Consider the following 20,321-nt stretch of genomic DNA (forward strand, 5'->3'; position numbering starts at 1 on the left):
ACTCGACCAAGCAAATGCTTGGTTGTATATTGGGCTTCGTGACCCCACCCCAGGAGCCTTCGAAGTCGGCACGTCGTAGCGAGCTGCTCGGCCTGGCCGCCAGCCTGTTCGCCGAACGAGGTCTGCGCGCCACCACGGTTCGCGATATCGCCGACGCCGCGGGGATTCTATCCGGGAGTCTCTACCACCACTTCGATTCCAAAGAAGCGATGGTGGACGAAATTCTGCGCGGTTTCCTCGACGACCTCTTCGGCCGCTACCGCGAGATCGTCGGCTCCGGCCTGAGCGCCCGCGACACCCTCGAAGCCCTGGTGATCGCGTCCTACGAATCGTTCGACCAGTGGCACGCCGCCGTCGCCATTTACCAGGCCGAGGCCAAACGGCTCAGCGGCACACCACGATTCGAATATATCGACGAGTACAACCGTGAGTTCCGCGAACTCTGGTACCAGGTGCTCACCAATGGCGTGGCCGACGGCAGTTTCCGCCCGGAAATGGATATCGAACTGGCCTACCGGTTCCTGCGCGACACCGTATGGGTCTCGGTGCGCTGGTACCAGCCCGGCGGCCGGATCACCGTCGACAACCTCGCCAAGCAATACCTGACCATCGTGCTCGACGGGCTCACCAGCCCCGACGCGCGCTAGTCCCACCGCCACAGGCTCTCCCGAGCCACAGCACAGCCCGCAGTCAGCAGTAGGAGCAGATCATGTCAGCACCGTCCCGCCGCCAGTATTCGCCCATGCGTGAGGCGTATGTGATCGATTCCGTGCGCACCCCGGTGGGTAAGCGGGGCGGTTCGCTCGCCGCCGTGCACCCGGCCGATCTGGGCGCGGCGGCGCTGCGCGGGCTGATGGGCCGCACCGATCTCGATCCGGTGGCCGTGGACGATGTGGTGTTCGGCTGCTGCGACACCATCGGACCGCAGGCCGGAAATATCGCTCGCACTTCATGGTTGGCGGCGGGCTACCCCGAATCGGTGCCCGGTGTGACCGTGGACCGGCAGTGCGGTTCCTCGCAGCAGGCCATCACCTTCGGCGCGCAGGCCATCATGTCCGGCACCTCGGAAATCATTGTGGCGGGCGGCATTCAGAATATGAGCGCCATCCCGATCTCGGCGGCCATGCTCGCGGGCCAGGCGTACGGGTTCGACTCCCCGTTCGTCGGTGCGCAGGGCTGGGATCACCGCTACGGCACCGGTGAAGTGTCGCAGTTCAATTCGGCCCACATGATCGCCGAGAAGTGGGATATCTCCCGGGTGGACATGGAGGAGTGGGCGCTGCGCAGCAATGAGCGCGCCCGCAAGGCCATCGTCGACGGCCGCTTCGATCGCGAGATCGTGCCGGTCGGCGATTTCTGGATCGACGAGTGCCCGCGCGAGACCACCATGGAGAAGATGGCCGGGCTCAAGCCGCTCGCCGAGGGCAGCCGCGTCACCGCCGCGCTCGCCAGCCAGATCTCCGACGGCGCGGCCGCCACGCTGCTCGCCTCGGATTGGGCGGTGCAGGAGTACGGGCTCACCCCGCGCGCCCGCATCCACCATGTCAGCGCGCGCGGCGCGGATCCGATCTACATGCTCACCGCACCGATTCCGGCCACCAAGTGGGCGCTGGAGAAGACCGGTCTGACCATCGACGATATGGATGTCATCGAGATCAACGAGGCCTTCGCCTCGGTGGTGCTGGCCTGGATCAAGGAGACCGGCGCCAACCCGGACAAGGTCAATGTCAACGGCGGCGCGATCGCGCTGGGCCATCCGCTCGGCGCGACCGGCGCGAAGCTGTTCGCCTCGCTGCTCAATGAGCTGGAGCGGGTGAACGGGCGCTACGGCCTGCTCACCATCTGCGAGGGTGGTGGCACCGCCAACGTCACCATTATCGAGCGGCTGGGCTAATACCCGCTCCGATCCGGCCGATAGTCCCGTTGCGTAACGAAAGCGACGCGGACGCGGCAATCTCGAGGATTCACGCCGAAGAATCGGGATAGTCGAAAACGAGCCCGGCGCACCCGCCGGGCCGGGCGGATCGACGAGGATATGAACGAGAACCTGCCGAGACGGGGGTTCCTACTCGGGACTCTCGGTGCGGTGGGCTTCGGCCTGATGGCGAAGGCGGCGGCCGCTCCGTCGCCGCTGCCACCGCCGCCCGTCCCGATTCCACCGCTGCCCGCACCGGTCGTCACACCGCTCAACTATCACTCGCCCGCGTTGCAGCCGTTCGTGGACGAGCTGCCGATACCCGAGACGCGTGCGGCCGCAGGGGAATTGGCGGCCGTTTCCGGTGTGCATCGTTATCACCGGGATCTACCGGAAACGCGCAGTTGGGGTTTCGGTCGGCCGGTGCTCGGACCGAATCTGGAGGCGCGACGGGATCGGGTGGCGCGCATCGCGTTCCGCAATGAACTCGGCACCCATGTGCTCGCCCCGCACGTCGATCTGACCATGCACGGGGTGACCGAACTGGATCGCACCGATCCGCGATTCACCGTGCACCTGCACGGCGGGGCGAACGCGCCCGATGACGACGGGCATCCGCTCATCGCCTGGCGCAATGGGGGCGGGCCCACATTTAGTTACGCCAATCGGCAAGAGGCCGCGACACTCTGGTACCACGACCATGCGATGGGCATCACGCGGTTGAACATTCAGGCCGGACTGGCCGGAATGTATTACCTGCGGGACGAATTCGATACCGGTCGCGCGGACAACCCGCTCGGGTTGCCCAGCGGCGAGTTCGAGCTACCGCTGATCGTGCAGGACCGGACCTTCAATGCCGACGGCAGTCTGCAACCCATGGTCGGCACCTATATTCCGCAGGGGTTCAATCAGTCCGGGCAGGTCGGGGATGTGGGCTGCGTGAACGGTATGGCTTGGCCCCGGCTCCAGGTGCGGCGGACGCTCTATCGGTTCCGGCTGTTGAACGGATCCAATTCGCGCCCATACATTTTCGAGTTCTCCAATGGCATGCCGTGCTGGGCCATCGGGACCGATCTGGGGCTGCTGGACGCCCCCGTGCCCACACCGTCCATTCGGGTGAGCCCGGGGGAGCGGGTGGATCTGCTGGTCGACTTCAGTGCCTTCGGTGACGGGACGACCGTCGATCTGATCAATACCGCCCGAAATGATTTGGGCAACACCGTTTTCATGGTGCCGGAGCTGCGGCCCATCATGCGGTTCACGGTGGCGGGGGACGGACCGGCCGCCGCGATTCCGGCGCGGCTGCGCGGTGGCGCGGGACTGCCCGACGCGCTGCCCCCGCTCGGGCCGCCGGAATCGGTGCGCACGGTGACGCTCATCGGGCTCAATGACGATTCGCGGGCGGCGGCGGTGTTCCCGACCCTCATGTCGCTCAACAATCTCGCGTTCCTGAGCGACGATGTCGATATGGCGGCGGCGGGTGCGGTCGAGCAGTGGGACATCGTCAATACGACTCCGTTCGACCACCCCATTCACCTGCATCTGGCGCGAATGCGGGTGATCGGCCGCCAGCCCATCCTGACCTCGGCCTACTGGTTCGCCAATCTGCCGCCCACGTTCGGCATCCGGTGGGCCCCGTCGGCCGATGCGTACGCCATCGGACCGCAACAGGCGCCGCCGCCTTGGGAATTCGGCTGGAAGGACACCGTCGAATGCCCCACCGACACCATTACCCGGGTGCTGGTGCACTGGCCCGCGGTCGATGAGCTGGGCTTCGACCCGGACGTCGCACTGACCGTCCCGCCGGGGGCCGAAGCCATCGCGCCCGCGGAAATGGCCGGTATGGACCATGGTTCGGGCGCGGGCGAGATTCGCGGCTACGTCTGGCACTGCCACAATCTCGACCACGCCGATCACGACATGATGCAGCGCATTCGCGTCATGCCGTGACGGTGCGCGGCCGCTCGGCGATATCGCGCTGCGTCTTCGCCTTTATCTCCGTGAGCAATTCGAGCTCGGGCAGGTCCGCCCACTCCGCGCCGAACAGGCGCGGCAGATCGTGATAGTGCACCACGCATTCGTCCACACCGGCCGCGCGGCAGCCGTCGATCAGCTCGGCCGACAGGTATCCGGCCACCGACAGTTCCACGCCGCGCTGCTCGGTTACCTTGCGCGCCAGCGTTATCGCCGACATCAGGCCGCCGGTGGGCGCGACGCCCCGGGCGCGCAGCCGAGCGTCGACGAGCGAGGACAGATCGTTCACCCCGATCAGCGCGTGCTGTACGCCCGCGTCGATGAGGCGATCCAATTGCAAGAGCGCCGAAGGGGTTTCGATCATGGAGCCGATGCGCAATCCGGCCGCGCGTTCGCGGATCTCCGCCACCGCCCAGTCGACCTCTTCGGGATCGGTCACGAAGGGCAGCAGCACCCCGAGCCCATCGTTCGCCGCGGCCACCCCGGTGATCTCCGCGCGGAAGTGCTCCGGAAACCGCCGCGCCCGCCGGATGCCGCGCATGCCGAGCAGCGGGAAAGTCTCATCGTCGACGACCTCCTCCACCCCCGCGAGTACATTCGCCTCGATGGTGGTGACCTCGGTGAACCGATACCAAACCGGTTGCCCCGCAGCCTGAGCCACCACCTCGCGCAGATACGGCGTCAACAGCTCGCGCACCGATTCCGCCCCCGGATACCGACCCGCCCGCCGGAACACATACTCCCCGCGCACCAAACCCACCCCGGCGAACTTCCCCGCCAGCCGCGAGTCCAGCCGCTCCCCACTCAATGCCACGCTGATTCGCATCCGAAAAACCCTACGGCGTGTTGGGGTGCGAAGTCGGCTGAGCCGATGCGCTGCCCTGTTTCCGCGCCTACCGTGGTGATCATGTCCAGGTCAGGGGAGGGCCGGTTCGAGGAGATAGCGCGCAAGGCCCGGCGCGTACAGCAGTCCGTCGAACTCATCCGCGCCACCGCATCCGCACCGGACGTGCGCATCGAGGTCACCGCCGACGGCCGCATCACCGCCCTGCACCTAGCCGATCAAGCCCTGGCCCAAGCCATTTCGACCACTCACGATCTAGCGCACCGGAAGGCTCTGGCGCGGGCGGCCGAACAACGCCGCGAACTGATCCAGGATCCGGCCGTGGCCGACCTGCTGCGCCGCACCCTCATTGCCGCGCCCTCCGATGCCGCCGCCGCATCCCCGCGATCGGTGGACGCCGGTCGTCCGGCCGATGAGCGGCCGGACGCCAATCCCTATGCCCTGCCTCGGGCGGTGGCGCGGCGGTACGGGCTGAGGTAGGGCCGCGCGGGCGCGTGTGGTGTCAGCTGGGGGTTTGCTCGGATTACTATTTGCCCGAATTGGTTTCCGGCCTAGGTAGAAAGCGGGCTGTTCATGGATTTGGGTGTCCGCTGGCGCGTGCACGGGGACGGGCGCACGCCCGCACCGGGTGCGGTGGTCCGGCCCGATGAGCGTTTGTCCTGGCCTCGGACATTGGGGCTGGGCGCACAGCATGTGGTGGCCATGTTCGGGGCCAGTTTCGTGGCCCCGATCCTGATGGGCCTGGACCCGAATCTCGCGATCATGATGTCCGGGGTGGCCACGGCCATCTTCCTGCTCGCGACCAAGGGCCGGGTGCCGAGTTATCTCGGGTGCTCGCTGTCGTTCGTGGGTGTCGCGGCGGTCATTCGGGCACAGGGCGGCGATAGCGCGACGGTTACCGGAGCCTGCCTCGCGGTCGGTGCGGTGCTGTTTCTCATCGGCCTGGCGGTGCAGCGGTTCGGGGCGCGCATCATTCACGCGGCCATGCCGCCGGTGGTGACCGGCGCCGTGGTCATGCTCATCGGTTTCAATCTCGCACCGGTGACCGCGTCCACCTACTGGCCGCAGGATCAGTGGACGGCATTGCTGGTCATGCTGTTCACCGGGCTGGCGGTCGTCGCACTGCGCGGATTCTTCTCGCGCATCGCGATCTTCCTGGGCCTGGTGTTCGGCTACGTCTTCTCCTGGCTGCTGGACCGGATATTCGGCAAGATCCACTCCGCCGATGGCACCGGTGCGATCACCGATCACTGGCGGCTGGACCTGTCCGGTGTCGCGCACGCGGATTGGATCGGCCTGCCGCAACTGCACGCGCCCTCGTTCGAATGGTCGGCGGTCCTGGTCGCGCTACCCGTGGTGATCGCACTGGTCGCCGAGAACGCCGGACATGTGAAGGCCGTCGGCGAGATGACCGGCGACAATCTGGACGGCAAGCTGGGCACCGCCATCGCCGCCGACGGTGCGGCCTCGATGCTGTCCACCGCGGTGGGCGGTCCGCCCAACACCACCTATTCGGAGAATATCGGCGTCATGGCCGCCACCCGCGTCTATTCGACCGCGGCCTATTGGGCCGCAGCCGGTTTCGCGCTGCTGTTCGGCCTGTGCCCGAAATTCGGTGCGGTGGTCGCGGCCATTCCGGGCGGTGTGCTCGGCGGTATCACCGTCATCCTGTACGGCATGATCGGCCTGCTGGGCGCGCAGATCTGGACCAATGCCGGTGTGGACCTTCGCAATCCACTCAATCTGGTGCCCGCGGCCGCCGGGCTGATCATCGGCATCGGCAATGTGAGCATGAAATTCACCGATACCTTCACACTCAGCGGTATCGCGCTGGGCACGCTCGTGGTGATCACCGGGTACCACGTGCTGCGCCTGCTCGCCCCCGCGCATTACAAGCAGGAGCCACTACTGGACGAGGGCACCTCGTCCTACGACGAACCCTCCGGCGAATAACTCACTGCGCCTTCCCCAGCCACCGCCGCGAGACATGCTGGGTCTGCGCCTCGGCGATCGCCACCGGCGGCCGGGGCGCGGGCGGCGGGGGAGCCGTGCGCGCATCGTGCGAGATCCGGATCAGCAGCGCCACGATGATGTAGTTCGCCAGCAGCGACGAACCGCCGTACGACATGAACGGCGTGGTCAGACCGGTCAGCGGAATCAACTTGGTCACTCCGCCCACCACCACGAACAGCTGCCAGCCGATGGAGAACGCCAGTCCGCCGCCGAGTAGTTTGCCGAACGCGTCCCTCGTGGCGAGAGCCGCCACGAAACCGCGCACGGTGAGGATCGCGAAAACCGAGATCACCGCGGCCAATCCGATCAGCCCGAGTTCCTCGCCGATGGTCGAGATGATGAAGTCGGTCTTGGCGAACGGCACCTCCTGCGGCCGCCCCGCGCCGATTCCGGTGCCGAGCAGCCCGCCGGTCGCCATGCCGAACAGCGCCTGCGAAATCTGGTATCCGGAGGTGTAATACGTGGCGAACGGGTCCTGCCACACCTCCACGCGCACCCGCACGTGCGGGAACGCCATATACGCGATGGTCGCGCCCACCGCGAACATGCTGAAACCGATGACCAGCCAGGACACCCGATCGGTGGCGATATAGATCATCGCCAGCACGGTCCCGAACACCAGCAGTGAGAAGCCCAGATTCTTCTCGTACATGAGCACCAGCAGCGACATGGCCGTCACCAGCAGCAGCGGGCCCAGATCGCGCAGTCGCGGGAAGGTCATACCCAGGAATTGATGTCCCGCCGTGGTGAACAGCTCCCGATTCGCCACCAGGAACGAGGCGACGAAGATGAGCAGCAGCACCTTGGCGAACTCACCGGGCTGAATCGAGAAGCCGTGCAGCAGAATCCAGCTCTTACCGCCGTTTACCTCGCTGTACTGCGCGGGCAGCAGCGCCGGGATGAGCAGTGCGCCCAGGCCCGCGAGCCCGCAGGTGTAACCGTATTCGGCGGGCCGGGTGTGATCGCGCACCACCAGCAGCACTCCCGCGAAGAGCACGATTCCGATTCCGGTCCAGATCAATTGGTGCGCGGCATCGCTGGATTGCGCACCGTTCTCCAGCGGATTCTCATGATCGAGCCGGTCGATGAGCACCAGCCCCAGCCCGTTCAGCAGCACCACGCACGGCAGCAGCACCGGATCCGCGCTGGGCGCCCACCGGCGCACCGCCAGATGCGCGGCGAGGGTGAGCCCGGCGAATATGCCGAGGGTGCTGATGGTGGTCGCACCGCTTCCGGCCGAGGCCGACAGGATCAGTGCCGCGAGTGCGGTAATGGCCACCGCACCGGCGCAGAGCGCCGCTTCCGCGCCTCGGAAGGCGCGCCCGCGCGAGCCGGCCGCATGCGAACTCTGCCGAAACCTGTTCACGCCCAACAGTAACGCGGTCGGTCAGGTGCGCGCAGCGAGTAGGTCGTTCCGGTCGGCGACCGCGCCGACTCCGGCGCGGGTGCGGTAGCGGATGAGCAACCAGAGCAGCAGCGCCTCCGCCAGCGCGGTGAATACGGTCAGGAATTGACTGAAATAACTGGCCATCACATTGACCACGGTCAGCGAGATGACACTGGACCAGATGCCCAGGCGCACACCGAGTTCCTCGCGTCCGCGCAGCCACAGCACCGCGCCCACCGCGCAGCCGACACCGACCAGTATTTCGGCCACCGCGGCAATACCCAGGCCGGACAGCGACTTCCAGCCGCGATGCTGCGAAACGTCCAGCAGATGATCGAGTTCGGTCCACGGCATATGGCGGCCGGAGATGATGACGACCGCGAGCACCAGGTGCACCAGCGTCCACACCGCGTGACCGAGCAGCACGATGATCAAAACGATGCGGAGCAGCGGCAGCGGGAGCAGATGGCGTTCCAGCCATTCCAGCCTGGCCTCCCGGCGAATTTGCGGTTCGGGCCGCGTATCCGGATGCGCGGTGTTCAGATAGCTGGTCAGCGCGTCCGTGAGCTTGCACAGATCGGGACTGAAACCGGTGCGGTCCACCGACTTCAGCTCGGTGAGCAGGGTGGTGCGCTCATCGGCGCTCATGCGGTCGCCGGTCAGCTGGCCGATCGCGACCGTCACTTCACCGAGCACCAGCAGCGGCGGGCGATGCCGGTGTCGTGCGGCGAACAGGGCTACCGCGGTGATCAGCAGAAACGCCAGGTAGATGATCGGGGCGGCGAGCGGGAAGAAGTAATTGTTGTCGGCGGTGATGAATTTGCCGACCTCGTCGATGAACAGGCCCAGCCCGACGCCCGCCAGCGCCGCCGCGGTGGTCAGGGATGATCGGGAGGAGGTGAGCAGCAGCATCAGACAGGCGATGACCAGCAGCAACCCACCGAACAGCGCGTGCGCGATGCGATAGGTGCTGCCACCGATCTTCGGATAGCCCGCCGCCATCAGATACAGGCGCGTGATCACCACGGTCACGCCGAAGCAGACGGCCATCACGGTGACCAACCGGCCTGCCTCGGGACGCCATCGAATTCTTGTCACCCGCGTGCCGAACACCCGAACAACGATGGCACAGAACGGGGTTGCGCGTTCAGCGGCGGCGGAACCGCTGACTCAATTGCGGATCGTTCTCCCACCACAGGCCGGTGCTCGGCGGGGCGTCCGCCGTATGCGCGGGCGCATCGGTGCGGTTCGCGGGTGCTTGGGCCTGTGCGGCGACGGCGTCGAGTTCGGCGTCGACCTGCGCGGCCTTGCGCTTCTCGTCATCGGACCAGGCGCGCATGAGCATGAGCGCGAATGGAATTCCGAGCACATCGCCGAGCAGCCACAGAATGCCCGCGCCCGCGGTTTGATCCATGCGCTGGCTCGGCCCCCAGGTGCGGCCGACCTCCGCGTAATACCCGGCCGCCAGAATCGGGCCCAGCCACACCACGATGCCGAGAATGCCGTCCGCCAGCGATTCGACCACCGTGATCAGCAGTGATACCGCCTGCGAGTACCGGCGCGGCACCGGATCCGCCTGCAGGCGCGAATAGAAATACAGGAATCCGATGCCCACCAGGGCAATTCGCGTCACCGCGTCGATCACGCCATTGCGCAGCACCGCTTCGTACCAGGGCGAGAAATACAGCAGCCACGGCGTCAGCAGCATCGCGGCGGACGGGACCAGCGGGAAGGTCAGCCCGGTCACCAAGCGGCTGTTCAGGATTCGATCCATCCGCGCCCGACCGGTGTCCCCGAGCGCACCGCGCAGCACCGTCAACGGCGTCCCCGCCGCCAACCCGAACGACACCAGATAGAGCAGCAGCAGCGTCTGCAACGCCCGAACCCAGAACAGGGTGTCCGAGTACACCCCGAGCGCCCCGACCCCGGTATAAAGCCACAGCGCGAGCCCGACGACACCGAAACAGATGGCCCGCCCGCGAACCGGAAGCTCTACGCCCTTACGCCGCGCCGCCGTCCAGGCCAGCAGATACCCGGCCCCGATGACCGCGGTGATCACCACGGTCGAGGTATCCCACCGCCACGACGTCAGCAGCGAACCAACGGTCAACGGTGTATCGATACCAAACACGACCGCCAGTATGCTCTTCCGCCTCTCCGCGCCATCGAGCCCGACTCAGGTGCCGCGCTCGTCGCGTCGGCCGTCTCCGGTTGGGTGTGTGGGCGAGTTCGCCCGTCCCCGGCGAGTTACCCGAACGGTGCGAGATCAGTCGTCGCCTCGGGCGACGGAAAGCCTCAGCGCAGGGTCTTGTGGGTTTCGCCGTGTGACTGTTCGCAGTGCGATTCGGTGTCGCGGCCCAGGGTGAGCAGGTCCGATTGGGCGTGGTCGACCTGGAGGGTGGCGTGGTCGATGTGGTGCTCGTGGGAGAGGAAGTGGGCGAGGTCTTCTCGGACGGCGTGGCAGTCGTAGCCGGGTTCGACCAGGACGTGCGCGGACAGCGCGGGGGAGCCGGAGGTGATCTCCCAGATGTGCAGATCGTGCACCTCGACCACGTGATCGCGGCCGGCCATGGCCGCGCCGATCACGGTGGGATCCAGGTTCTCCGGGGCCGCCTCGAGGAAGATGCGGCTGGAGGCGCGGACCAGGCTGATACCGGCCTTCACCATGAGCACGACCACGATCAGGGTGGCGATCACGTCGGCCTGCACCCAGCCGGTGAACATGATGATCGCGCCCGCGATGGCCGTGGCGATGAACCCGTAGAGATCGGTGAGCAGGTGCTGGAACGCGCCTTCGACATTGAGGCTGGTCCGATTGGCGCGGCTGATCATGACCGTCGCGATCAGATTCACCACCACACCGATGAGCGCGGTGACCAGCACCAGCCCGCCGGTGACCTCGGGCGGATCGAGCAGTCGCCGGATCGCCTCGAAGGTGAGCCAGGCCGCCAGCACCAGCAGCGTCGCGCCATTGGCCATGGCGGACAGGATCTCGACCCGTTTCCAGCCGAAGGTCATGCGCCCGGCGGCGGGCCGGGCGGCGAGTTGAATCGCCCAGAGCGCCAGCACGATCGCGGCGGCATCGGTGAGCATATGCGCCGCGTCCGAGAGCAGGGCCAGCGATCCGGAGATCACGCCGACCACGACCTCACCGGCCATATAGGCGACGATCAGCGCGAGCGCGCCCGCGAGCCAGCGTTTGTCACTGTCCGCGGTGGCTCCGTGGGTATGCCCGGCGCCATGGGAATGGCCGTGCCCGTGGTCGTGCCCTGCACCCATGTCGATCTCCCTTTCATCCTGACCGCAGGCGATCATATGCACGCATCGCTATGTATGCAAGGTTAACGATCTCCAACTTCGGCGATACCCGCCGTCATCAGGTGTATTCGGGGACCGGATTATCCGGCGGCGGACTCGGGCAGCAGTCGCGCGGCGGCCTGCGGCAGCCGCAGCACACTCCAGGAATCGTCCGGGGTGTAGGCGGGATGGTGCGAGGCCTCCGGATCGGCGGCCAGCCCCTCGACCCGGGTCAGCTGTCCGGACCCGGCCGGAATGATCTCGGTGTACCGGTAGTGCAGATGACCGTGATAGTGCACGGCGGGCCGCAACCGCTCCACCACCTGCTGAATCCGGTCCTGATTGGGAAAGCACTCCGGCTTGTTCTTGCGATTGAACTTCGGCTGCGTCGCCCGCGGCTTATCGTGCGTCAGCAGTACATCCACGGGTGAATCATGTTCGGCGAGAAGCGCTTCCAATTCGTCATCGGTCATCTCCTCCTCCGGGAACCACAGCGATCCGGCCGTGAGCGGCCGCCGGCTCGACCCGTAGGCCCGTCGTTTGGCCGCCTGTTCCTCCTTGCGCCCCTCCCGGGCCAGCCGCCACCCCTTATCGGTGGATCGGGCCCCGCCGAACGCCGCGAAAACGGTGTCCTCCCACACCCATCGGTGCCCCCGGGGTGCGAACCGCACATGTCTGCGGCACTCCAGGAACCCCTCCTCATCCCGCTTGTCCCCGTACAACTCCAGTACCAGCGACGACTTGTCGTGATTCCCGTCGAGGAAATAGACGGTCACCCCCGCCCGCTTGGCGGCCTTGTTCACCACATCGAAATACCGCCGCCCCGACGGCATATGCTCCCAGGCCCCGAAATCCCCGACCCCGAACACCCGCGAGCACCCGAGCTCCACCGCAACCCGCACCACCGTCAGCGCATGCGCCGTATTCCCGTGTAAATCGCCGACAATCAGGACGTTCCCCATCGCCCCATGGTCCCAGCCCACCCCGCTTCCGGCACTCCCATTTCCCCGCGCGCCGCCCGAACGCAACGAGGCCGCCCCTGGGCGAGAGGTTCCAGGGACGGCCCGTGCGCGCGGTGGGAAGACCGCGCTACGGATCCGAGGTCGATCGGATCCGCGAGATGCGCGGCCGATCGTGTCGGGCCGCGCAGTATGGGGCGCCGCGGGTGAGAGTCCGCGGCGCTGATCGGGGGAGTGGGATCAGGCGGGGGTTTCCGCCTCGGTGACGCGGTAGGCGGAGAGGGCGTCGATCCGGGTGATCGCGTCGGCGACGATGCGATCGATCAGCTCCTGGACCGTGGGCAGATCCTCGATGATGCCCGCCACCTGACCGGAGGCCAGCACGCCCGCCTGGGTATTGCCTTCCACCAGACCGGCTTTGAGCAGCATGGGGGTATTGGCGGCCATGATCACCTGGGACCAGGTGAGGTCCTTGTGCTTGCGCATGGCCAGACCGTCCTTGACGATGGTCGACCACTTCATGCCGGTCATACCCTTGAACTTGAGCGCGTTCGACGCGGCGGCGGCGAAACCGCGGGCCTTGCCGGAGTGCTCCAGCTTCTGCACCAGCTCGGTGTTCAGCACGCGGTGCGGCATGCCGTCGACCTTGGTGGAGACGACGGTGTCCTGGAGGCCGCGGGTCAGGTACTCGCGCTTGACCGCCTCCGGCACGCTGCTCTCCTGGGTGAGCAGGAAGCGGGTGCCCATGGCGACACCGGCGGCTCCGTAGGACAGCGCGGCGGCCAGACCGCGGCCGTCGAAGAAACCGCCACCGGCGATGACCGGGATGTCCACCGCGTCCAGCACGGACGGCAGCAGCAGCGTGGTCGCGACGGAGCCGGTGTGGCCACCGCCCTCACCGCCCTGCACGATCACCGCGTCCGCGCCCCAGGAGGCGACCTTCACCGCGTGCTTGGCCGCGCCGATGGACGGAACCACCACCACGCCATTGTCTTTCAGCCGCGCGATGAGTTCCTTCTTGGGCGCGAGCGCGAAGGAGGCGACCTTCACGCCCTCGCGGATCATCAGCTCGCAGCGCTCGGCGGCGTCGAAGCCGTCGGCGCGGATGTTCACGCCGAACGGTTTATCGGTCTGCGATTTGGTCTTGGCGATGGCCACTTCGAGTTCTTCGAAGGTCATGGTGGCCGAGGCCAGAATGCCCAGGCCGCCCGCGTTGGCGGTGGCCGAGACCAGGCTGGGTCCGGCGACCCAGCCCATACCGGTCTGCACGATCGGATGCTCGATGCCGACCAACTCGGTCAGCGGCGTCTTCAACCGAGCGGTCATGCCGTCACTTCCTTCTCGCGGAAGCCCTTGGGGTCCAGCACGGTTCGGATGATCCGCAGCTCTTCCTCGGTGGGCAGGCGGGTTTCGCCCGCCTCGGCCAGGCCCGCGATCTCGAACGAGGTGTTCTCGGCGACCTCGTCGGCGGTGACGCCGGGGTGCAGCGAGAGCGCGCGCAGGGTGTGGTCCGGACCGTTGAAATCGAAGACGCCCAGGTTCGAGACCACGCGGTGCAGGTGGTGGAACCGGTAGGCCGGATTCTCGGGATCGATCTTGTCGTAACCGATTCCGGAGACGATGTCGACGGCGTCCACGAACACCCGCTTATTGTGCTTGGGCACGAAATAGCTGGTGGCGTGGTTGATGGTGTTGCCCGGCGCGCCGCGCACACCGAACATCTGCCGCGAAGGCTGTTGCAGCGGACCGAAAGCCGACAGGTTCTGATTGCCGTGCCTGTCGATCTGGTTCGCGCCCATCACCACGTGACGACGGCCGGAGGCGACGACGTCGAAGACCTTCGAGAACGGAATCCAGCCCTCGATCGGGGCCTTGCCGCCGATGGCCGGAACCTCGGCGAAGAACAGCGCCTCACCGTCGGACAGCAGCAGATCCGGCTCGAAGGTGAGCCGCGCCAGCCGCGCGCCGATGGTGGTGACGGTGGACATCGGGCTGGCCATGATCTCGCCCGCGCCGCGGAAGATTTCGGCGGAGGCGACGACGCAGACCTCGGCCCGAGTGATGGGCCCACCCGTCTCCCGACCACCGCCCCCGGTGGAATCGCTACGCGATGCAGTGATGTTCTCGCTCATTACTTCTGCTCCTCGGCGAAAGCACGGACGGCGGCCTGGTATTCGTCCTCGGACACATCCAGGTAGGTCGCCTTGAACTCCGCCCACGATTCGGGCGTCTTGGCGGCCTCGACATAGTGACGCTGGAACTTCTCATCGCGGCCGTAGCTGCCGGAGAAGGTGAAGTGCGCGCCACCGGGGGCCTCGACCACGCCGTCGACCATCATGCGGTTGAGGATGATCGACTGCTGCGGAACGGCTTTCACCAGTTCATCGGTCTCGACGAGGCGATCCACCGACAGGTAGCGACGCTCGGCCGCGAGGGAGTACAGATCGTCGAAGTACGGGTCGACGCCGGTGTACGCGGCATTGCCGTGCTTATCGCCCAGATCCAGGTGCACGAAAGAGGCATCCAGGTTCAAAGCGGGCATGGCGATGAGGGTTTCGCTGCGTCCGTCGGCATCGGCGTAGGGGGACTGCACGGTCTTCAGCTCGCCCTCCCAGAAGTCGACGACGGCCGAACCGAGTCCGGCGCGAATCGGCAGGAACGGCAGGCGCGCGGCGGCAGCTTGCAGGCCGCACTTGACCATGCCCTCGTCCATTTCACGGACGGTGATCTCGCCACCGGTGCGTGCCTTGGCGAACCACGGATCGTAGAAGGGCGCGGAGTCGAGAGATACGAAGCCGTAGTACGCCTTTCGGACCTTTCCGGCCGAGCAGAGCAGGCCCAGATCCGGTCCGCCGTAGGTGACGACCGTCAAATCCGTTATGTCCGAACGCAGAATCGCGCGGACGAAGGCCAGCGGCTTGCGCCGGGAACCCCAGCCGCCGATGCCGATGGTCATCCCGCTGCGGAGCTCGCCCACGACCTCGTCGAGGCTCATCCTCTTGTCGCGCATGGGTTCTTACGCCCCCTTCTTCTGTGCTGAATTCTTTTGGGCGGCCAGGTCGTCGTCGAACCGGGCACGAATCTCATCGGCGACACCGGCGAGGTTGAGCTCCATGGTGAAGCCCTGCTCGAACCGGTAGGACTTGTGCACGTCCTGTACGTCGATACCGTTCAGCGCCTTCTTGGCGGCGCGAATGACGCGGCCGTCCTTATTGGCGATGTTCTTGGCGACTTCCATTGCGGCGGCGTCGAGTTCGGCGCGCGGCACCACCTTGAACACCGAACCGTAGTGGTGCAGCTGCTGCGCGGTGAGCGTGCCCGCGGTGTAGAACATGGTGCGCATCAGGTGCTGGGGGACCAGGCGCGAGAGGTGGGTGGCCGCACCGAGCGCGCCGCGGTCGACCTCGGGGAGGCCGAAGGTCGCGTCGTCGGAGGCGATGATGACATCGGAATTGCCGACCAGGCCGATGCCGCCGCCGAGGCAGAAGCCGTTGACCGCGGTGACGACCGGAACTTCACAGTCGTAGATGGCGGCGAACGCGGCGAAGCAGCCGTGGTTGGCGCGGATGAGGGCGGTATGCCCGGTGTCCGCGTTCATCTCCTTGATATCGACGCCCGCGTTGAAGCCGCGGCCCTCGGCGCGCAGCACCACGACCCGGGTTTCCGGGTTGCGGCCCGCCTCGCGGACGGCGTCGGCAAGTGCGAACCAGCCGTCGGAAGGCAGGGCGTTGACCGGGGCGTAGTCGACAGTGACGACCTCGACGCCTTCGGTTTCGGTGTGACGGATGATCCCCATCGCAAGTCCCATCGTTGGCAAAACAAGCAAGTGCTTGGTAGGTTAGCACGGTGGCAATCGAAGTGAACCTCTCCGGCTCCGTCGTCTTGGTCACCGGCGGCGTGCGAGGAGTCGGGGCCGGCATCAGCCGGGTATTCCTGGACGCCGGCGCGACCGTGGTGGCCTGTGCGCGGCGGCCCGCCGACATCCCCGTCGAGAGCAATGGGCGGGGCATCGACTTCCTGCCCTGCGATGTGCGCGATCCGGATTCGGTGCGCGAACTCGTCGACGCGATCGTGGCGAAATACGGGCGGCTGGACACCGTGGTCAATAACGCGGGCGGTGCGCCGTTCGCCCTGGCCGCCGATGCCAGCCCGAATTTCCACTCCAAGATCATTCAGCTGAATCTGCTTGCGCCGCTACTGGTCTCGCAGGTCGCCAATGATGTGATGCAGCGGCAGCAGACCGGCGGCTCCATCGTCATGATCTCCAGCGTCTCCGGCCACCGCCCATCACCCGGCACCGCCGCCTACGGCGCCGCCAAAGCCGGTGTGGACAGCCTGGTTTCCTCGCTCGCGGTGGAATGGGCTCCGAAGGTGCGGATGAACTCGGTCGTCTGCGGCCTGGTCAATACCGAATCCTCGCATCTGCACTACGGCGATGAGGACGGTATCGCCGCGGTCAGCGGCACGGTCCCCATGCAGCGCATGGCAAGCCCCGAGGACATCGGCCGCACCGCCGCCTTCCTGGCCTCCCCGCTGGCCGGCTACGTCACCGGCAGCGCCCTGCTCGTACACGGCGGCGGCGAGAAGCCCGCCTTCCTGACCGCATCCACCGCAGACGTCCCTGCCGTCTCCGGTCACTGACCCCTTCCACTCTCAGCGAGGTATTTCGATATGACCGACAAAATCTGCGACGGCCGCGTCGTCATCGTGACCGGTGCGGGCCAGGGCATCGGCCGGGCGCACGCGCTGGCGTTCGCCGCCGCCGGAGCCAAGGTCGTGGTGAACGATCTGGGCGCGGAGCTCGACGGCACCCCCAAGCCGGATTCCGGTGCGGCCAAGGTGGTCGAGGAGATCAAGGCGCTCGGCGGCGAGGCCGTGGTGAACGGTGACGACGTCTCCGATTGGGAGGGCGCGCGCCGCCTGGTCGCCACCGCCATCGAAACCTTCGGCGGCCTGGACGTACTGGTCAACAATGCCGGTATCGTGCGCGACCGCATGCTGGTCAACCTCGGCGAGGACGAATGGGACGCCGTCATCAAGGTGCACCTCAAGGGCCATTTCGCCCCGATGCGGCATGCCGCGGAGTACTGGCGCAATGAGTCCAAGGCCGGTCGTCAGCCCGAGGCCCGCGTGATCAACACCAGTTCCGGTGCGGGTCTGCTCGGCTCGGTCGGCCAGGGCAACTATTCCGCTGCCAAGGCGGGCATCGCCGGTCTGACCATCACCGCCGCCGCCGAATTCGCGCGCTACGGCATCACCGTGAACGCGATCGCCCCGGCCGCGCGTACCCGCATGACCGAGACCGTTTTCGCCGAGACCATGGCCGCGCCCGAGGACGGCGGTTTCGACGCCATGGCCCCGGAAAACGTTTCCCCGCTGGTGGTTTGGCTGGGCAGTGCCGATTCCGCCGGTGTCACCGGCCGCATGTTCGAGGTCGAGGCGGGCAAGGTGACCGTCGCCGACGGCTGGCGGCACGGCGTCTCGGTCGATCGTGGCGCGCGCTGGGAGCCCGCCGAGCTCGGGCCCGCCGTCCGTGATCTGCTCTCCAAGGCCACCACCCCGGAGCCCGTCTACGGCGCGTAGTCGCGTACAGCTCCACCAGCTTTCATCGCCGGTGCCCCGAATGGGGTACCGGCGATGGCCGTTTTCAGAGGGTTCGGAATGAGCCACTGTGACATGTCTCTCAACCGGGCGGGGAGGCATCATCCGCCCCGTTATCGCTGGTTGCGGTATCGGAACAGTTGCTGTCGGGTTGGTCTGGAATGTCCTTGTCTGCCATCGGTAACTGCGCTTCCAGCGGTGTCGGTGGGGTGTGAGAGCAGACCTGAGGACCGTGTTACCAGCCAATTGTGCTGGGGCGCTTGCTGATATTCGGGACATCGGGGCAAAGGCAGGCGTACGGTTTGGACGGGCCCCTAATGGGTCCGGGAGTTGTGCGGGGAAGCGCGCCGGCTTGTACGATGGCCGCGTTCCGCAAAGGTCCGGCAATCGGGGTTAGCCGGACAGAGGTGCACCGCTCCGCAGTACTGGAGCAAGCCGACTGCGCAGTATTGATGAGGGGATGGCTCTCGCATGATCATTGGTCGTGCATTGCGCTTGGTGGCAGTGATCGCCGCTGTCGCCGGGTCCGCGCTGCTCGGGCCGGTGCCCGCAGGAGCGCAACCGGGCATCGACCTGGAGCCCGCGCCGGGGGCGGGCAATGGCCCGGTCGCGGGCGGCGGCTCCGATCCCCAGAATGTCGCGGTTCCGGCCAATCCGGTTGCCGGACCGCAGGATTTGCTCGCCGTAATACTCGGCCTCGGAACCGGTTCCGCCGCGCTGGGCTCCGCGGGGGCCGGTTCGGCCGCGGTCGGCTCGGCGGGCACCGGATCCACCGGATTGGGCGTGCTGCTCGGCGGCACCGGATCGGCGCTGGGCGGCACCGGTTCGGCGGCGGTCGGCTCCGCCGGTGCGGGTACGGGTTCGGCCGCTCTCGGGCTCGGAGCAACGGGTTCGGCGGCGGTCGGTTCGGCGGCCGCCGGCACCGGTTCGGCCGCTCTGGGCCTCGGCGCCTCGGGTTCCGCCGCCGCTGGAACAGGTTCTGCCGCAGTGGGTTCCGCCGGTGTCGGCACCGGTTCCGCACTCGGTCTCGGCTCCGCCGCGGTGGGCTCCGCGGGCGCGGGCCTGCTCGCGACGCTGCTCGGCACCGGTTCCGCCGCGGTCGGCTCGGCGGCGGTGGGCTCGGCGGCCGTCGGCTCCGCCGGTATCGGTGCGCTCTGCACCGGTTCGGCGGCGGTGGGTTCCGCCGGAATCGGTTCCGCCGCAGTGGGTTCGGCGGCCGGTGGTGGTTCGGGCGTCGGTTCGGCGGGTGTCGGTTCCGCCGCCGCGGGTTCGGGTGTCGGTTCGGCCGCCGTCGGAGCGGGTTCGGCCGGTGCCGGTTCTGCCGCATTGGGTTCCGCCGCGGTGGGTTCGGCGGCCGTCTGCGCCTCGCCGCTGTTGTTGTTGCTGCTCCCGCCGCCGCCCGCTCCGGCGGCTCCGGCTGTGCCACTGGAGATTCCGTCCGCGCCGAGCGTGCCCGCGCCGCAGCTCGTCGCACCGGTGCTCGCGCCCGCCCTCCCCGCACCGGAGGCCGCGCCCGCACCGGCGCCACCACCACCCCCACCGGCTCCGGCCCCGGCTCCCGTACTGGCGCAACCGAATCCGGACGTGAAGCCGACGTCGGCGAACGCACCGCTGCCGCCGGTGAAACTGCTGTCGGTGATCGGCGGCCTGATCGCGCTCGGTTTGGCGGGCGCGGGTTCGGGTGCGGTGAGTTTCCAGAGCGCTTCGGCGGCACAGGCGCGGGTCGATGCCGCGCGGGCCGCGTTCTTCGGACCGAGGGTGTGAGGGCATGACCGAGAGCCGGGCGCATAGCATCGGGTCCTACCGCCGGGTGGCGGCGGCGGTGGACGCGGTGTGCGCGGTGGCCGCCGATTTCGACGCCACCAATCTGGACGAGGTGGTGCTGGCCATCTCCGCCGAACGCCGCCGCATGATCGAAATCGCCAGTGCCCAACTGGGTCCGGGCGTCTGCGGTCAGCGCCGCAGCTATCCGGACAAGGATGTGATCGTGCTGGCCGAGGCGCTGCCCAGCCGCGAGCACACCCTCGCGCATGAACTCGGGCATATCGTCTTCGACCATCCCGGCGAGGCGGCCACCGAGGTGGTGCTGGAGGCGAGCGACGATCTCATCGCGTACATGCTCAGCCAGCGCGCACATCAGAAGATCGTGGAACTCGGCGAGGACGAGCAGTGCGAATGGGAGGCCGAGACCTTCGCCTCCATGCTCATGACTCGCCTGCGCGTGTTCAACAGCCGAGGCGCAGGCGTCTCGGTCCTTCGATTCGATGAGGCACTCGGATGACCTTCTGGTTGACAGCGCTCCTCATTTGGATGGCGGCGGGCGCGAGAGTT

The 20,321-nt window shown here is 67.3% G+C and carries 19 protein-coding genes; 9 read left to right on the top strand and 10 right to left on the bottom strand.

Annotated elements, in window-relative coordinates:
- Positions 1 to 14 precede the first annotated feature (14 nt).
- The 3 genes from AB0L82_RS19865 (at position 15) to AB0L82_RS19875 (ending at position 3,865) form a co-directional block, all read left to right on the top strand.
- Positions 15 to 647, top strand: a complete 633-nt coding sequence (locus AB0L82_RS19865) for a TetR/AcrR family transcriptional regulator (RefSeq protein ID WP_364637804.1) — start codon at positions 15 to 17, stop codon at positions 645 to 647.
- Positions 648 to 742: 95 nt separating this feature from the next.
- Complete coding sequence (locus AB0L82_RS19870) at positions 743 to 1,894, top strand: acetyl-CoA C-acetyltransferase (protein ID WP_364638031.1); 1,152 nt, start codon at positions 743 to 745, stop codon at positions 1,892 to 1,894.
- Positions 1,895 to 2,035: 141 nt separating this feature from the next.
- Positions 2,036 to 3,865 (top strand): multicopper oxidase domain-containing protein, encoded by a 1,830-nt coding sequence (locus tag AB0L82_RS19875; RefSeq protein WP_364637806.1) that lies wholly within the window; start codon positions 2,036 to 2,038, stop codon positions 3,863 to 3,865.
- Here the strand turns inward: AB0L82_RS19875 and AB0L82_RS19880 are convergent.
- Positions 3,855 to 4,715, bottom strand: a complete 861-nt coding sequence (locus AB0L82_RS19880; protein WP_364637808.1) for a putative PEP-binding protein — start codon at positions 4,713 to 4,715, stop codon at positions 3,855 to 3,857. The two genes, AB0L82_RS19875 and AB0L82_RS19880, sit on opposite strands and share 11 nt — an antisense overlap.
- An 81-nt stretch (positions 4,716 to 4,796) precedes the next feature.
- Here AB0L82_RS19880 and AB0L82_RS19885 point away from each other — a divergent pair, with 81 nt between their 5' ends.
- Together AB0L82_RS19885 and AB0L82_RS19890 are read left to right on the top strand one after the other, a co-directional pair.
- The gene (locus tag AB0L82_RS19885; protein ID WP_364637810.1) at positions 4,797 to 5,213 is read left to right on the top strand and encodes a YbaB/EbfC family nucleoid-associated protein; all 417 of its coding nucleotides are present in this window, start codon (positions 4,797 to 4,799) and stop codon (positions 5,211 to 5,213) included.
- A 93-nt stretch (positions 5,214 to 5,306) separates the two neighbouring features.
- A complete protein-coding gene (locus AB0L82_RS19890) occupies positions 5,307 to 6,686 on the top strand; it encodes a solute carrier family 23 protein (protein ID WP_364637812.1) in 1,380 nt (459 codons plus the stop codon).
- A gap of 1 nt (position 6,687) precedes the next feature.
- Here AB0L82_RS19890 and AB0L82_RS19895 read toward each other — a convergent pair whose 3' ends face one another.
- The 9 genes from AB0L82_RS19895 to AB0L82_RS19935 all read right to left on the bottom strand — a co-directional run bounded on the left by AB0L82_RS19895 (position 6,688) and on the right by AB0L82_RS19935 (position 16,185).
- Complete coding sequence (locus AB0L82_RS19895; protein ID WP_364638034.1) at positions 6,688 to 8,019, bottom strand: FtsW/RodA/SpoVE family cell cycle protein; 1,332 nt, start codon at positions 8,017 to 8,019, stop codon at positions 6,688 to 6,690.
- Between the two features lie 114 nt (positions 8,020 to 8,133).
- Positions 8,134 to 9,231 (bottom strand): hypothetical protein, encoded by a 1,098-nt coding sequence (locus tag AB0L82_RS19900; RefSeq protein ID WP_364637814.1) that lies wholly within the window; start codon positions 9,229 to 9,231, stop codon positions 8,134 to 8,136.
- Positions 9,232 to 9,280: 49 nt separating this feature from the next.
- Positions 9,281 to 10,243, bottom strand: coding sequence for a cytochrome c oxidase assembly protein (locus AB0L82_RS19905; protein ID WP_364637816.1), 963 nt, complete (start codon positions 10,241 to 10,243; stop codon positions 9,281 to 9,283).
- 185 nt (positions 10,244 to 10,428) lie between these two features.
- Positions 10,429 to 11,412 carry a cation diffusion facilitator family transporter gene (locus AB0L82_RS19910; protein WP_364637818.1) on the bottom strand — a complete coding sequence of 328 codons (984 nt, stop codon included), beginning with the start codon at positions 11,410 to 11,412 and terminating at the stop codon, positions 10,429 to 10,431.
- Positions 11,413 to 11,531: 119 nt separating this feature from the next.
- Complete coding sequence (locus AB0L82_RS19915; protein ID WP_364637820.1) at positions 11,532 to 12,392, bottom strand: metallophosphoesterase; 861 nt, start codon at positions 12,390 to 12,392, stop codon at positions 11,532 to 11,534.
- 237 nt (positions 12,393 to 12,629) lie between these two features.
- Positions 12,630 to 13,715, bottom strand: coding sequence for a nitronate monooxygenase (locus tag AB0L82_RS19920; protein WP_364637822.1), 1,086 nt, complete (start codon positions 13,713 to 13,715; stop codon positions 12,630 to 12,632).
- Positions 13,712 to 14,521: a CoA-transferase gene (locus AB0L82_RS19925; RefSeq protein ID WP_364637824.1), complete on the bottom strand. Its 810-nt coding sequence runs from the start codon at positions 14,519 to 14,521 to the stop codon at positions 13,712 to 13,714. The genes AB0L82_RS19920 and AB0L82_RS19925 overlap by 4 nt, the downstream gene beginning before the upstream one ends.
- The gene (locus AB0L82_RS19930) at positions 14,521 to 15,399 is read right to left on the bottom strand and encodes a CoA-transferase (protein WP_364637826.1); all 879 of its coding nucleotides are present in this window, start codon (positions 15,397 to 15,399) and stop codon (positions 14,521 to 14,523) included. The genes AB0L82_RS19925 and AB0L82_RS19930 overlap by 1 nt, the downstream gene beginning before the upstream one ends.
- A gap of 6 nt (positions 15,400 to 15,405) precedes the next feature.
- A complete protein-coding gene (locus AB0L82_RS19935) occupies positions 15,406 to 16,185 on the bottom strand; it encodes an enoyl-CoA hydratase family protein (RefSeq protein WP_364637828.1) in 780 nt (259 codons plus the stop codon).
- A gap of 56 nt (positions 16,186 to 16,241) precedes the next feature.
- Between AB0L82_RS19935 and AB0L82_RS19940 the strand changes: the two genes are divergently transcribed.
- The 4 genes from AB0L82_RS19940 (at position 16,242) to AB0L82_RS19955 (ending at position 20,271) form a co-directional block, all read left to right on the top strand.
- A complete protein-coding gene (locus AB0L82_RS19940) occupies positions 16,242 to 17,030 on the top strand; it encodes an SDR family oxidoreductase (protein ID WP_364638037.1) in 789 nt (262 codons plus the stop codon).
- Positions 17,031 to 17,060: 30 nt separating this feature from the next.
- On the top strand, positions 17,061 to 17,972 hold the full coding sequence (locus AB0L82_RS19945; RefSeq protein WP_364637830.1) for an SDR family oxidoreductase: 912 nt from the start codon (positions 17,061 to 17,063) through the stop codon (positions 17,970 to 17,972).
- Positions 17,973 to 18,461: 489 nt separating this feature from the next.
- A complete protein-coding gene (locus AB0L82_RS19950; RefSeq protein WP_364637832.1) occupies positions 18,462 to 19,754 on the top strand; it encodes a hypothetical protein in 1,293 nt (430 codons plus the stop codon).
- 4 nt (positions 19,755 to 19,758) lie between these two features.
- Positions 19,759 to 20,271, top strand: coding sequence for an ImmA/IrrE family metallo-endopeptidase (locus tag AB0L82_RS19955; RefSeq protein ID WP_364637834.1), 513 nt, complete (start codon positions 19,759 to 19,761; stop codon positions 20,269 to 20,271).
- Positions 20,272 to 20,321: the final 50 nt, after the last annotated feature.

Source organism: Nocardia sp. NPDC052001, assembly GCF_040680615.1.
Classification (GTDB): Bacteria; Actinomycetota; Actinomycetes; order Mycobacteriales; family Mycobacteriaceae; genus Nocardia.